The organism is Sphingobacteriales bacterium (assembly GCA_016706405.1).
In the GTDB taxonomy this organism is placed as follows: domain Bacteria; phylum Bacteroidota; class Bacteroidia; order Chitinophagales; family UBA2359; genus BJ6.
Genome location: JADJJT010000002.1, coordinates 157,864 through 172,346, shown reverse-complemented (window position 1 = coordinate 172,346; position 14,483 = coordinate 157,864). Strand labels below are relative to the sequence as shown.

At 41.7% G+C, this 14,483-nt stretch carries 9 protein-coding genes and 1 pseudogene; 6 read left to right on the top strand and 4 right to left on the bottom strand.

Annotation, left to right across the window (positions count from 1 at the left end):
- Positions 1–26: 26 nt before the first annotated feature.
- The gene (locus IPI59_07085; protein MBK7527302.1) at positions 27–2,063 is read right to left on the bottom strand and encodes a tetratricopeptide repeat protein; all 2,037 of its coding nucleotides are present in this window, start codon (positions 2,061–2,063) and stop codon (positions 27–29) included.
- 400 nt (positions 2,064–2,463) lie between these two features.
- Here IPI59_07085 and typA point away from each other — a divergent pair, with 400 nt between their 5' ends.
- Complete coding sequence (gene typA / locus IPI59_07080; GenBank protein MBK7527301.1) at positions 2,464–4,278, top strand: translational GTPase TypA; 1,815 nt, start codon at positions 2,464–2,466, stop codon at positions 4,276–4,278.
- Between the two features lie 25 nt (positions 4,279–4,303).
- Here the strand turns inward: typA and IPI59_07075 are convergent, their stop codons facing one another.
- Genes IPI59_07075 through IPI59_07065 form a run of 3 tightly spaced genes read right to left on the bottom strand, consistent with a single transcriptional unit; the run spans position 4,304 to position 7,748 of the window.
- Complete coding sequence (locus tag IPI59_07075) at positions 4,304–6,928, bottom strand: T9SS type A sorting domain-containing protein (GenBank protein ID MBK7527300.1); 2,625 nt, start codon at positions 6,926–6,928, stop codon at positions 4,304–4,306.
- A gap of 16 nt (positions 6,929–6,944) precedes the next feature.
- A complete protein-coding gene (locus IPI59_07070) occupies positions 6,945–7,403 on the bottom strand; it encodes an Lrp/AsnC ligand binding domain-containing protein (GenBank protein MBK7527299.1) in 459 nt (152 codons plus the stop codon).
- A gap of 36 nt (positions 7,404–7,439) precedes the next feature.
- The gene (locus IPI59_07065; GenBank protein MBK7527298.1) at positions 7,440–7,748 is read right to left on the bottom strand and encodes a DUF4286 family protein; all 309 of its coding nucleotides are present in this window, start codon (positions 7,746–7,748) and stop codon (positions 7,440–7,442) included.
- A 410-nt stretch (positions 7,749–8,158) separates the two neighbouring features.
- Between IPI59_07065 and IPI59_07060 the strand changes: the two genes are divergently transcribed.
- The 5 genes and pseudogenes from IPI59_07060 (at position 8,159) to IPI59_07040 (ending at position 14,473) form a co-directional block, all read left to right on the top strand.
- Positions 8,159–9,175: a nucleotidyltransferase gene (locus IPI59_07060; GenBank protein ID MBK7527297.1), complete on the top strand. Its 1,017-nt coding sequence runs from the start codon at positions 8,159–8,161 to the stop codon at positions 9,173–9,175.
- Positions 9,176–9,223: 48 nt separating this feature from the next.
- Positions 9,224–10,474, top strand: coding sequence for an ABC transporter permease (locus tag IPI59_07055; protein ID MBK7527296.1), 1,251 nt, complete (start codon positions 9,224–9,226; stop codon positions 10,472–10,474).
- 144 nt (positions 10,475–10,618) lie between these two features.
- Positions 10,619–12,013 carry a hypothetical protein gene (locus tag IPI59_07050; GenBank protein ID MBK7527295.1) on the top strand — a complete coding sequence of 465 codons (1,395 nt, stop codon included), beginning with the start codon at positions 10,619–10,621 and terminating at the stop codon, positions 12,011–12,013.
- Between the two features lie 127 nt (positions 12,014–12,140).
- Positions 12,141–12,855: pseudogene (locus IPI59_07045) on the top strand (IS5 family transposase).
- A gap of 88 nt (positions 12,856–12,943) precedes the next feature.
- The gene (locus IPI59_07040; GenBank protein MBK7527294.1) at positions 12,944–14,473 is read left to right on the top strand and encodes a gliding motility-associated C-terminal domain-containing protein; all 1,530 of its coding nucleotides are present in this window, start codon (positions 12,944–12,946) and stop codon (positions 14,471–14,473) included.
- Positions 14,474–14,483 lie beyond the last annotated feature (10 nt).

Here is a 14,483-nt window from a genome sequence, read left to right as displayed (position 1 = left end):
ATTTTGTTCAGGCACTCCACAGTAATTTACAGTTTACCCCGCAATTGTTGTACTAATTGTTGCGCCTGAGTGTTATTGGGTTGAGCTTTTAGGGCTTGTTGGGCATATTTTAGAGCAGCCGTATTATTGCGTTTTAACAACTCAAGACCTGCTAAATTTAACATGGCCGGAACATAATTAGGATTACAGGCTAAGGCGGCATGGTAAAGACTATCGGCGCGGGGTAGATTGCCCGTGCTGGCATATACAAAGCCAAGATTGCTAAGGCTGGCCGTGTGGTGCGGATGTTCTTTCAGCAAAGCCTCCAAGCGTGTTTTGGCTGCATCGAACTGGCTTAGCTGGACTTGAGTTGCTGCCAGCTTACTGTCAAAATCGGGTTGAAGTGGCAACAAACTTACCGCTTGTTGCAGCCAGTTTAGTGCTAATTGTGGTTGGTTGGTTTGTAAATATGCTTCGCCTAATCGGTAGGCTGTCCAAGCATTTTTTATGGTTTTTGGCGATGTATTTTGAGCAATGTTTATGAGTTCGGTAAATTTTTGCTGTAAATAGTATAAATGCACTTGGGTATCAAGGTAATCCGGATACTGTTGTTGAGGCTGATGGCTCTTAGTCGCAATTTCCATAAACAAAGCAGCACTATCCAAATGGCTTTTTTTAGCTTGGTACGATTCGTAAAAGTGTATATAGGCTTTTGCCTTGGTTAATGCCTGGGTATTATTGGGCGACAGTACACTTTTAAGACCAATAAAATGTTGCACTTTTTGTTTTTCGGCTTCGCTAATGGGCTTACGGATAAAATGGTCATGTACGGTAACGTGCGGAATGTCTATACTTGGCGACACCGGCATGTGGCAGGCAAAACAATTATTATTGTTGGTTGCGGTGCGCTGGTTAAGTGGCAAACTGCAATTATTTTCAGCATGGGTGTTGTTATTTGTTTGAGCATGGCAGTTTTGGCATTTGGCATTAAAAATGGAGGGGTCGGTTTGCCGCACGCTTTTATGGGGGTTGTGGCAGGTGGTGCAGGTCATTTGGCTTTTTTTATAACACGCACTTTTGGTAAGTCTGTGCGCCTGCGATGCCATAATAAAATGAGTTTCAGCGCCGTCAAACTCGGGCAAAAACACCTCCATAATACTGTTTAATGGCATTGCCGGCCTATAATCAGTAAAGGTTTTTCCGGGTGCTAAAATGGTTACTCCTTGCAAATGGCAGCGTTGGCATACGTTCATTTGCAGCTCGCGGGTGGGTAGTTTGCGCGGGTTTACAATGGTATAATCGGCAGTTGTTGCCGTATCAACTACAATATTGGCTAATTTTTGCTGTACATGGGCTTGTCCGGGCCCGTGGCAACGCTCGCACGATATGCCATGTGGCACGTTTTGATATTTGTTTTCGGCCTTCAAATCAAAAGCAGGAAAAGAGTTGTGGCAAGCCATACACTCGTGGCCAATCGTGCGGTTAAACCTCGAACTAAAACCTCCGGAGAAGCCCGGCGCCAAGTCCCAAATACCTTTTTGGGTGTAAAAAGTAATTGGCGCTTGGTACAAATAGCCATTCTCGGCATAAATATGCGAATTAGTATGATGCCCGCTGCCTATAATGTATTGTATGTATTGGCTTTGTTGGTAAACGGTATCTTTTTTGTTTAGAGGGTTTATCCGGAATTCTTTAATAAACAAACTGTCGTTTCGCCAATAGGGGTGGTAATATAGTTGGTTGAGGCTATCAAAAACGGCAATATGATGGTCAAATTTTGCTTTACTTTTTTGACGGGTAGCCAAGCCCCACGACTCGCCCATACCTGTTTGCATAAACGACTCGTAAATAGCGGTATGGCACGAGCGGCAAGTTTCGGGGCCAACGTATTGGGTAGTATCGTGTAGCGAGGCATAAGGCCCGGCGGCGGCAATATTGGCAGCCAGCTGGTCAGCTCCGTCAATAGGATTATTTGTTTGTTTGCTGCGCCCACAGTGCAACAAAAATACCATCAAAACAAATAGTATTGCCAACTGCGATTTTTTGCCTTTTATCAATAAATTATCTGACTTTGCCCACGCCATAAATTGCTTGCTATGCAATAATTAAAATTGAGCCGCAAGATACAAATTTACCATTTTGTTAGTTGGGTTTAATTTAAAATTTGCGCACCACTACTTGCCAATTTATTAACTAAGTACGTCATTAAAATTAGTTTAGATTTTTTTTAGTTCTATTAATAATTATATTTCAGGCAAAATAAGCCACAAAAAAGTATCCGGAAGTAATTAATATTCAACTCCTTCAGAGTTAGGGTTTGTTTTACTTCGTTTTCTATTATGTTTGGGTAGAAAAGTCAAACTTTCCACGCTTTATTAAACATAACCCAAATAAATTATTGTTGCCGGTTGCATTGCTGATAAAAAATTGCTATAAAAAGCGTACCTTTGCGCCCGCTTTCAGAAAAACATAAGTAAATTACACATGAATATTCGCAATATTGCCATCATTGCCCACGTTGACCACGGTAAAACCACTTTAGTTGATAAATTATTATTAGCCGGAAAACTGTTTAAAGACCACGAAACACCCGGAGAATTAATAATGGACAGTAACGACCTTGAACGCGAGCGCGGCATTACCATATTAGCTAAAAACGCTTCGGTAACCTACAAGGGCACTAAAATTAATATTATTGATACACCCGGCCACGCCGATTTTGGCGGCGAGGTCGAGCGCGTTTTAAATATGGCCGATGGCGTATTGTTGTTAGTAGATGCTTTTGAAGGCCCCATGCCCCAAACTCGTTTTGTACTATCAAAAGCGTTGTCGCTGGGGTTAAAACCCATTTTGGTTATTAATAAAGTGGACAAAGAAAACTGCCATCCGGAAGAAGTGCATGAATCTGTTTTTGATTTAATGTTTGCCTTAGATGCCACCCAAGAACAACTCAACTTCCCAACAGTCTATGGCTCGGCAAAACAAAACTGGATGAGCGCAGATTGGCGAAAACCCACAACAGATATTACCTATTTGCTCGATACTATTATTCAATACGTACCAGCCCCCCGCATTGGGCAAGGTAGCACCCAACTACAAATAACCTCGCTCGATTATTCGCAATACATTGGCGGTATAGCTATTGGCCGTTTGTATAGCGGACAATTAACTGCCGCTGCCGTAACCTTGTGCAAACGCGATGGCTCGATGCAAAAAACACGAATTAAAGAATTATACGTTTTTGAAGGATTAGGCAAACAAAAAGTTGAAATGGTAGAACCCGGAGAAATTTGCGCCATCGTAGGCGTTGATGGCTTTGAAATTGGCGATACCGTTGCCGACCCCGACACCCCCCAGGCACTTCCTCCCATTACCATAGAAGAACCAACTATGGGCATGTTGTTCTTAATTAACGACTCACCTTTTTTTGGTCGCGAAGGTAAATTTGTAACCTCGCGCCACCTTAAAGAACGCCTCGAACGCGAATTAGAAAAAAACTTAGCCCTGCGGGTAATGCCTACCGATAGCGCCGATGCCTTTATGGTTTATGGACGTGGGGTATTACACTTGTCGGTGCTTATTGAAACTATGCGCCGCGAAGGCTACGAGCTTCAGGTAGGGCAACCACAAGTAATCTTTAAAACTATTGATGGCCAAAAATGCGAACCCTACGAAGACCTAACCGTTGATGTGCCATCTGAGTTTTCGAGTACCGTTGTGGGCATGGTAACAGCACGCCGCGGCGACCTGTATAGCATGACCCAAAAAGGCGACCGTACCCATATTGAATTTGTTATCCCCTCGCGCGGAACCATTGGCCTGCGCAGCGCCATGCTAACCGCTACCACCGGAGAGGCTATTATGAACCACCGGTTTAAAGCTTATGGTCCCTACAAAGACGGCGTGCCACAACGCTTAGAAGGCTCGTTGGTGTGCGGCGAAACCGGCGAAGTAATTCCTTACGCCTTAGATAAACTGCAAGACCGGGGCTTCTTTTTTGTTGAGCCCGGCGACGATGTTTATACCGGACAGGTAATTGGCGAAAACAATAAACAAGGCGATTTGGTGGTAAAAGTTAATAAAACCAAAAAGCTAACAAACGTAAGGGCATCGGGTGCCGATGAAAAAATGAAAATTGCTCCGGCAGTAAAATTTAGCCTCGAACAATCGTTAGAGTATATTAATAAAGATGAGTACGTAGAGGTAACCCCTAAATCGCTGCGCATCCGGAAAATTTACTTAGACGAAAACGAACGCAAACGCGCCTCGCAATCAATGGCAGCCTTGAGCGAGGTTTAGTAGTTGCAAATCAACACGCTGTAATTTACCAAATTAGTACTTTTTGGGTGTTTTGCCTGTTGTGGCCAATTATTGTTACAAAATATAGGCCCTGCGGTAATTGTAAGGGCAAACTTAGTTTGTTATTGGCAAGTGACGTTTGTAAAAGTTTTTGCCCGGCTTGGTTGAATAAAATTACTTGAGGTACAACGTCATTATCATCCGGAAGAGAATGGAACAATAACTGCCTTTCTGTGGAATTGTAAATTACCTGATATTGACCATCTTCATTATCTTTATCCGGATATTGTGGTTGCGAAATGCCCACGTTGGGGTTATTTAAACCCAGCGAGTCAAGTTCAAAACTCATTATAGAGCGGGCATGAGTTCCGGCAATAAGCCTGTTATTAACGGGGTCGTAAGCCAAATCAAAAACACCTATCCATGGCATATTGTTGCCCAAGCGTTCCCAGTTTTTTCCGGCGTTTAAACTGCCATACACCCCCCCATCGGTGGCCACAAACAATACCGAGTCGGCATGGTTGGGCAGCACTTCAAGGTCGTTAATACTAAACGGCGGAAGGTTGCCCTGAATACCGGTCCAGTTTTCGCCCAAGTCGTTTGAGCTATAAATTAGGGGTATATCGCCATTGCCTTTATACTGCGAAACAGTGCAAAAAAGTTGATTTGGGTATTGGGGCGAGGCTTTTACGGAGGTAAAATACAAATTGGGCAGCCCCTTGACAATTTCGTCCCAAGTAGTGCCGCCTGTTAAGCTGCGCCACAAGCGCCCATCGGAGGTGCCGGCAAAAATGATATTTAAGTCGTGAGGCGATGCCTCAACGGTGCTAATATTATGAAACCGTGCGCCATAGATATTTCCTTGCGTTAAATCGTCGCTAATAGGCTCCCAAACAGGAAAACCATTGGTTGTAGTGCTTTTATAGACGCGGTGTGTGCCGCAAAACATTAATCCGGATACAATAGGGCTTAATACATAGGGCATATCCCAGTTTATACGGTCAGCGTTGTCAATACCGTCTGTTGCCGCATCAAAATTATTGCCGGCATCAAGGCTCATAACAAGGCCGCCATTTTGCCATGCGGCAAACATAATATTAGCGTCAAAGGGGCTAAACGCGGGCAAAAAACCATCGGCGCCGTAGTACTCTTGCCAATTTAACAAGTCGTTTGAGTTGCCACCTAAGGTGCCATTATCTTGGGCGCCGCCGTAGTAAGTTCCGGGCAAATGAGGGTTATAGGCCACCCGATAAAATTGAGTAATGGGCAAGTTTTCAACATCCGTCCAACTTGTGCCACCATCTGTACTTTTATACAGGCCGCCATCGGTTGCCAATAGCAAGGTTTTTTCGTCAATAAAAGCTATGTCGTGTTTGTCGGCATGGGTTGACCAAACACTGCCGGCCAACTCCCATTTAGTGCCGCCGTTTTTTGTCTGGAATAAATATACGCCCCCCATTAAAATTTGCTGGTCGTTAAAGGGGTTTACATGTAATTTGCCAAAATACCAGCCAAACCCGCCCAATGGCGAGTCGCCGGGCAATATATCGGTATCGCCTATTAAACTCCAGTCTTCTCCACTGTTTTCACTTTTGTAAATGCCTTGTAGTTCTTCGTTGTTGCCCACATACACACAAAAAACATGTTCGTTATTTTGGTGCGAAATAGATAAGCCCACGCGCGAGGTGCTGTCTGTGGTAGGTAGGCCATTACCGAGTGCTTGCCAGGTATCGCCGCCGTTGATGGTTTTAAATATTTTTTGACCTGCGCTTAAAGTGCTTGATTCGTATAAAGAGCGGATTCTGTCCCAGGTTGCGGCGTATAAAGTTTCCGGATAAACAGGGTCTATTTCAAGGTCAATAACGCCAGTTCTGTCGCTTGCACTAAATAGGTGTTCCCAGTTTTTGCCGCCATCTTCGGTTTTAAAAATGCCTCTCGAGGTGGTATCCTTTAACATAGGGTTTCCCATGCTTGAAACGTAAACAATAGCAGGGTTTTGTGCATTTATAACTATATCGGATATTATATACGTATTTTTTAAACCTATATTTTGCCATGTTTGGCCACCGTCAGTACTTTTATACAGGCCGTCTCCTACGGCAAAAAACGACGATATATTTACATCGCCTGTACCCACGTAAATAGTTTTAGTATTGGTGGGGTCAATGGCAATAGCGCCTATGCTTAGGGTATTTTGTGCATCAAAGATGGGCGTCCAGTTTGTGCCTGCATTGGTAGTTTTAAAAACGCCCCCGCGTGCTGCCCCTACGTACCAAACGCTGTCGGGGTTGCTTGGGTCGAGGGCAATAACGTTAATACGCCCGCTAATATTTGAAGGGCCTTGTAAAACCCATTCGTTGTCGAAACCGCTTTTGCCCTGTCGCATTGCTTTGGTTTGAGCATCGGTTTTGCGGGCTTTTAGCAAAATATTTTGATACGATGCTATGTCGGGGGTATAATTTGGATAGGTACGCGCTAACCAATGTAATTCATCCGGAAAAGCCTTGTTTTGGCGTAGAAAATCGGCTTTGCCAGCCTTCTTTTCTGTGTTCTGCTGGCCATCCAATAAAGACCAGGCAAAAATTGTTATAATCAAACCAACTAAACAAATAAAAAAGGGTAAAAACTGTTTTGGTTGTAGACGTTTCATTTTGATATAAGTGTTTCTAAGTGATTTTTGCTGGGCGATTAATGCTTTCATCTAACGAAATAAAGGTTTCGGTGCGCTGAATTCCTTCTATTTTTTGGATTTTTTCGTGCAAAACATCTTTTAAATGGCGGGTATCGCGGCAAATAAGTTTTACAAACATGCTGTACATGCCGGTAGTATAGTCTAAACTTACCACTTCATCTATTTCGTACAATTTAGAGGCAACTTGCTTGTACAACGAGCTGCTGTGTAAATATATGCCTAAAAAAGCGCTAATATCGAAGCCTAATTTGCTATAATCAACAACTAATAAATGCCGTTTAATGATGCCATTTTGCTCTAATTTGCGTATCCGGCCATGAACTGTACCTGTCGAAACACCTAAAGCAGCGCCAATCATTGCATACGGATTTTTAGCATTTTCCATCAACAAGGTCAGTATTTGTATATCAATATTGTCAATATTTAAATCCATAGTAAAATAGTTTTTTTTGTATTATGTGTTTAAATTTTATGATACAATTTCTAAAACAGTTCGTATAGCTACAAACTGGTTTCGGTAGCGGTTGCTGTGTTGGGCTTGCAGTGCGGGGGCGTATTTTTCGGCATAAAGATGCAGTTTGTTTAGGTCTTCGCAAAAATATTGAACTGCGTAGGTAATACTGCCGTCTTCGGGTTCGGGGTCGAGTAAACGGCAAAGGCGGTAGCTTTGAAACATTCCGGTGCGCATTACGTCCGGAATATGGGAGTGCTGCATCCAATCAAGCCAATCATGGTGGATGATAGCATCAATCATAACAGTTACATTATACAAAATCATTTAGTATATCAATTTTGAGCAAAGATAAGCAGTAAAAAATAAGTTCGTATTTTATTTAAGTATTTATAATTTATGATAAGAGGGAAAGTTAAGATTTTTTCTCACGAAGATTGATTTGCATGGGATAAAATTTATAGGACCATGAATTTTGAGTTTAAATCCGGAAATAAAATTGGTCTTCCGGAAAAAAATCCGGAAAGTGTTTTGATTGGGCTTATCGTTTTTATTTCAAGCATATTAAAAACAATTCAATTTATGTTTTAAAAACTTATATATAAGACTTTTTAATAATTGTTATGACTTTATAGGTGGGATATCTTTATGCCACTAATTTGGATAATTGTGGCTTTTTTTCGACCTTTGCCTTTTATATTTACAGTTTGTTAGTTTTTGCTTAGTTAACATTTTGTATGAATTTAATTATACCTATGGCGGGCATGGGTTCGAGGTTGCGCCCACATACACTAACCACCCCCAAGCCGCTTTTACTTATTGCCGGAAAAACCATTGTACAACGCATTGTTGAAGAGTTGGCAGCATCGAGCAGTGAGCCTATTGCCCATATTGGTTTTGTAATAGGCCCCAATTTTGGCGATGCAGTTGAAAATGCCCTTAAAGAAGTGGCTGAACGCTTGGGAGCCCAAGGCCATATATATTACCAACACGAGCCATTAGGTACAGCACACGCCGTATTATGCGCCAAACCATTGCTGAAAGGAAACGTAATAATAGCATTTGCCGATACGCTGTTTAAAGCCCATATTAAATTAGATACCCGCCAAGATGCCATTATATGGGTACACGAGGTTGAGGACCCATCGAGATACGGCGTGGTAAGGCTTAATAAAAATAATTTGATTACCGAGTTTCACGAGAAGCCCTCAAGTTTTATTTCGCGAATGGCTATTATAGGTATTTACTTTTTTAAAGATGGCGATGTACTGCACAACGAACTACAATACTTGATAGACAATAATATTTTAGACAAAGGAGAATACCAGCTAACGAGTGCTTTAACTAATTTACACCAAAAAGGCGCGCAATTTGGCGTTGCCCCCGTAAACGAATGGCTTGACTGCGGCCATAAAGATGCTGTTTTATACGCCAACCAACGTGTTTTAGAATTGTTGAACGAAGCCGGCAACGACGAACTAATATCGTCAAATGCTTATTTTGAAAACACAACAGTTATTGACCCTTGTTACGTGGCCGATAATGTGCAAATAAAAAATTCGGTAATTGGCCCCTACGTATCTATTGAGCAAAATACTACCATTACAAATAGTATTATTAGCAATGCAATGATACAAAATAACACCAATATAAACTACCAAATTTTACACCAAACAATGATAGGCAACCACGTACTGCTAAACGGAAAATCTAATATTTTAAGCCTTGGCGATTATAATACCATAAACGAATAATAAACAGCTAATTAACCAACCAACCGACACAAACACTTATCTGCGCACATGCAACAAACACAAAAAGAAGCACAGCAGCAACTACAACCGCAAAACTTGTATTTGTCGCCAAACCAAAAGGCGTTTAAACGCCTTAAACGCAACAAACCTGCCGTAGTGGGTTTTGTAATTTTATGCTTTGCCGTGTTTATTGCTGTTTTTGCCTACTTTTTAGCCCCCGACCCTACTACTAACGCCAACGACCAAGTGCCGCAAATGCCCACACAACCAGTAGGATTTAAAGCCAAATTGCTAAAACTTACCAAAGACCGCACCATTGCCTCTACTAATTTTTTTACCCGTTTATTGTGGGGTATTGATAGCCCTTACGAACTTGTGCCGCTTACCGGATGGCATTTTGAAGGCGATAGTTTGCTAATTGACAAATTTACAACCGCTGCAACTAAAGACACCACAAAATCTGCTTACCATATTGCAGACGTAGTTTATGCTTTGGCAACAAACCCCGATATCACCAAACAAAACGATGCCCTTAGTTTTACCTTATTATCCGGAGAACGAATTACTAAAACCATCGGCGAACTGCAAAAAAATATCGAAACCAAACATATCATTAGCAAAACCTATTTACTTGGTACTGACAAGGCAGGTCGCGACAATTTAAGTCGCCTTATTTTGGGCGTGCGCGTTTCGTTATCAGTGGGCATCATGTCTGTACTTATATCGTTAATTATTGGCGTAGTATTAGGGGCAGTAGCGGGCTATTTTAGAGGCAAAACCGACGATGCCATTATGTGGTTTATTAATGTGTTTTGGTCGGTGCCGTTATTACTAATGGTATTTGCCTTGGTTATGGTTATGGGCAGACATTTTTGGCAAATATATTTGGCAGTTGGTTTAACGATGTGGGTTGAAGTGGCCAGATTAGTGCGAGGGCAATTTTTAAGCCTTCGCGAGAAAGAGTACGTTGAAGCAGCTAAAAGCCTTGGTTTCTCGCACGGGCGTATTATTTTTAAGCACATATTGCCAAATGCCATAGGCCCAATTGTAGTAGTTACCGCCGCCAATTTTGCCTCGGCTATTATTATTGAGGCCGGCCTTAGCTTTTTAGGTATAGGTGTAGAATTGCCAACCCCATCTTGGGGAAGTATGCTAAACGAGTACTATGGCTACGTGGGCACCTCGAAAGCATTTTTAGCCCTGATACCCGGAACTGCAATTTGTGTGTTAGTGTTGGCCTTTTACCTTATAGGAAACGGCCTTAGCGATGCCCTTAATGTAAAGGTTAAAACCGAGTAACAAACATCTCATATCAAGGATGGTATAACCCGATGTAAAGGAGTATTATTTTTGCAAAAACAAAAAATTTGCAAAATAAAAAATTCATAGTAATATTGCTTTAAATTTTTTACTTCTTTAATCTAATAAACCTTCTTTGCTTATATGAAAAACTTATCACTTATACTTGCGCTTAGTTGTGCTTGCACTTGCCTTTGCCTTTGCACTTCCCAATTTTTAGGTGCACAGCCCGAAGGATATAATTGGTTTTTTGGCAATAAAGCCGGCATAAAATTTAATACCGATAACACCATAGACTTTTTGTCCGGAAGCCCCATTTTTACCAATGAGGGCTGCGCCGTAATGTCGGACACCTTGGGTAATTTGCTGTTTTATACTGATGGCAGCAAAGTTTGGCGTGCCGACCATACCAATATGTCGAACGGCCCCCTGCTTGGCGATTTTTCAAGTACCATGTCGGCGGTAATATTGCCCTACCCCTGCCACAACAACCTATATATCGTTTTTACCGCCGACTACTACGATGGCTCGAATGGGCTTAATTATTCTATCATAGATATGACCCTACCCAACGGCGGCGATATTGACCCTCTAAACAAAAATATAAACCTACTAAAACAATATCAAACCTGCGAAAAATTAATAGCCATACCTCATGCAAACCAACAAGACTATTGGGTGGTAACACCCATTTTTGACAGCAACCAATACTACGCCTGGTTAGTAAACAACAAGGGCGTAAACAACCCCATCATTTCGACAACTAATATAACCATTGCCGATTACCCAATACAAGCACAAAAAGTTGGCTATATGTGCGTATCGAACGACTATAAAAAAATTGCCAGCACCTACCGAAAAAATGATGCCGGGCATATAGCCCTGTTCGATTTTGATAACCAAACCGGGGCACTTACAAATGGAATTAGTTTCGAAAACGCTTGTATAAACTATTCAGTCGAATTCTCCGGAAATAATCAGTATTTGTATGCCTACGCTGTTTCAGTTCAAAACTTTGGTCCTTTTGAATGTAATGAGGATTTCTTCCGGATATATCGTTTTGACGTAACCTTTTCAGACCCTAAGGACATAGAAAGCAGTCGCAAAACAATAAAAGAATATCCCAATACTTGGGACGGAAGGCTTACAGCTTTCCAAAACAGCCCAATTGCTGATGAAATTTACATAGGCAGGCAAGACAAAAATTTTTTGTCGAAAATAAGCAACGTAAGCAATACCGAACCTACATATATAGAAAACGCGGTTACGCTACCATCCGGAATGTTGTGTATGGGGGGCTTACCCACCCTCACACCTATCCACCGCATAAGTACACAAACGTATAATATTAATAAAACCATTTGTAACAACAACAATACCGCCGTTTTATTAGATGTACTGCCCAATACACCCGATTATACTTATAGTTGGTCGCCTGCCGACGGACTAAATAACCCAACTATTGCCCAACCTACCGCAACCGTCAACCAAACAACTACTTATACCTGCCAAATATTTGAGAGACTGTCTAAAAATTAAAAATTGGCATGCCAGTCCTAAAAATTGATAGGAAAAAAGTTATTAAAAGAGATGTGAATAAAAGACTATCAGTTTGACGTTTAAATAATAATTCATAGCTTTATGAAAATCAAACACATAAAGTAAAATGAAAACCTACCCAAGCAGTCTCACCGATAGTCAATGGAGTGCAATATTAGGCATTTTAGACGACAAACGGAAACGAAAACACAGTTTAAGAGAAATTTTTAATGCGCTGTTCTATTTGCTTAAAACTGGCTGTCAATGGCGCATGCTGCCGTTCCATTTTCCGTCATGGAAGCTTGTTTACTACTATTTTACCAAGTGGAAGAAGGATGGGACGATAGAACTCATCCATGAAATACTCAGGGATAAGACTCGAAAGCAAGCAGGCAGGGCTTCATCGCCAAGTGTTGGTATAATTGATAGCCAGAGCGTAAAGACAACAAGCGTCGGAGGCTTGTGCAGAGGGATTGACGGGGGTACTTTAGCGGTTGTGGTTCATGCGGCAAATGAGCATGACAGTAAATCAGCCCCAATGGTTATAGCTGACCTCAGAGGCAGGTTTTGCAGATTGGTAAAGATAGTAGCTGATGGCGGGTATAGAGGCGAGTTAATTGAAAATACCCGCAAAACGTTTGGGTGGGTGGTTGAGGTTGTAAGTAGATCGAATACAGCCTCGAAATTCAAGTATTGCCAAAAGATGGATTGTTGAAAGAACTTTTGCATGGCTCGAAAGCTATCGAAGATTGAGTAAAGACTTTGAGTTCCAAACCGAAACGAGCCAGACAATGATCCAACTTGCCATGATAAAATTGATGCTTAATAGAATTAGAAAATAAAATTTAGACAGGCTCTGATAATAATAATTGTAAACAAAAAAACATTCTTGTAAACCTTATCGTTAAAAACAGTAATTTAGCTATTAATTTGCCCAATTACGAAATTTGCCCCAACGATACCGTAATTTTAAATGCCGGAGGCGGATTTGCATCCTATTTGTGGTCAACCGGACAAATAACGCAGCAAATAATTGTTACTAATGCAGGCAATTATAGCGTAACCGTAACCGATGACAACGGCTGCCAAGCTATTGCAACATCGTTTGTAAATTTAAAACAAAGTGCCGATATTTCACTTTCGGTTTTATTTTTATGCAACAACAGTCAGGCCCAAATTACCGCTCAGGGCGGTTTTAGCAGCTACATTTGGTCAACAGCCGATACAACCGCAAGCATTACCGTAGCCAATACCGGCATGTATAGCGTTACAGCTACCGATATTTTATCCGGATGTATTGTAGTTGATTCTGTATTGGTACCAACATCTCCCGACTATTTTCCAACTCAAACCTATTCAATTTGTGCCGGAGATAGTATTGAAATTTCGCCCGGAAGCGACTTCGCCTCCTATTTATGGTCAAATGGTGCTACAAGCGAAAAAATTTGGGTAAAAACTGCCGACACGCTTAGTGTTACCGTAACCGATGACAACGGCTGCCAAGCTATTGCAACATCGTTTGTAAATTTAAAACAAAGTGCCGATATTTCACTTTCGGTTTTATTTTTATGCAACAACAGTCAGGCCCAAATTACCGCTCAGGGCAGTTTTAGCAGTTTCATTTGGTCAACAGCCGATACAACCGCAAGCATTACCGTAGCCAACACCGGCATGTATAGCGTTACAGCTACCGATATTTTATCCGGATGTATTGTAGTTGATTCTGTGTTGGTAACAACATCTCCCGACTATTTTCCAACTCAAACCTATTCAATTTGTGCCGGAGATAGTATTGAAATTTCGCCCGGAAGCGGCTTCGCCTCCTATTTATGGTCAAATGGTGCTACAAGCGAAAAAATTTGGGTAAAAACTGCCGACACGCTAGACGTAACAGTTTCAGATTCCATATCCGGATGCAAAGCAATAGGCAAAATCATAGTAAACACAACACCTCCGCCCATTATCAATTTGTCGGTACAATTTAATGCAGCCAACGATACTGCCTTAATTACGGCAAACAGCACAGCGCAAAATTATCAATGGTCAAATGGCGCACAAACACCGCAAATAACTGTTGCCCAAAACGGCCTGTATTCCGTAACTGTAACCGACAAAAACGACTGTTTTAGCTCCGACTCTGTTTATATTAGCACAATAAACACCAACAACAACGACACAATTACCATTAAAATAATAGCTCCTACTGCTTTTTCGCCTAACCACGACCATATTAACGACCGCTTTACCTTGTTTGCCAACCAAGCCCCCACACAGTTTGAACTGCATATTTACAACCGTTGGGGGCAAAAAGTATTTTACACCACTAACTACGCGCAAAGCTGGGATGGCATTTTTAACCAAAAACCTGCTCCAAACGGCAGCTACGCTTGGTGGGCAAAGGCAAAGTTTGGCAACGATGCCCCCCTTCAATTCCAAGGGTATGTGGTTCTGCTCCGTTAATTAAACTTAA

Coding starts and splice junctions, on each gene's coding strand:
- IPI59_07085 (MBK7527302.1), bottom strand. CDS start 2,063: ATGGCGTGGGCAAAGTCAGATAATTTATTGATAAAAGGCAAAAAATCG.
- typA (MBK7527301.1), top strand. CDS start 2,464: ATGAATATTCGCAATATTGCCATCATTGCCCACGTTGACCACGGTAAA.
- IPI59_07075 (MBK7527300.1), bottom strand. CDS start 6,928: ATGAAACGTCTACAACCAAAACAGTTTTTACCCTTTTTTATTTGTTTA.
- IPI59_07070 (MBK7527299.1), bottom strand. CDS start 7,403: ATGGATTTAAATATTGACAATATTGATATACAAATACTGACCTTGTTG.
- IPI59_07065 (MBK7527298.1), bottom strand. CDS start 7,748: ATGATTTTGTATAATGTAACTGTTATGATTGATGCTATCATCCACCAT.
- IPI59_07060 (MBK7527297.1), top strand. CDS start 8,159: ATGAATTTAATTATACCTATGGCGGGCATGGGTTCGAGGTTGCGCCCA.
- IPI59_07055 (MBK7527296.1), top strand. CDS start 9,224: ATGCAACAAACACAAAAAGAAGCACAGCAGCAACTACAACCGCAAAAC.
- IPI59_07050 (MBK7527295.1), top strand. CDS start 10,619: ATGAAAAACTTATCACTTATACTTGCGCTTAGTTGTGCTTGCACTTGC.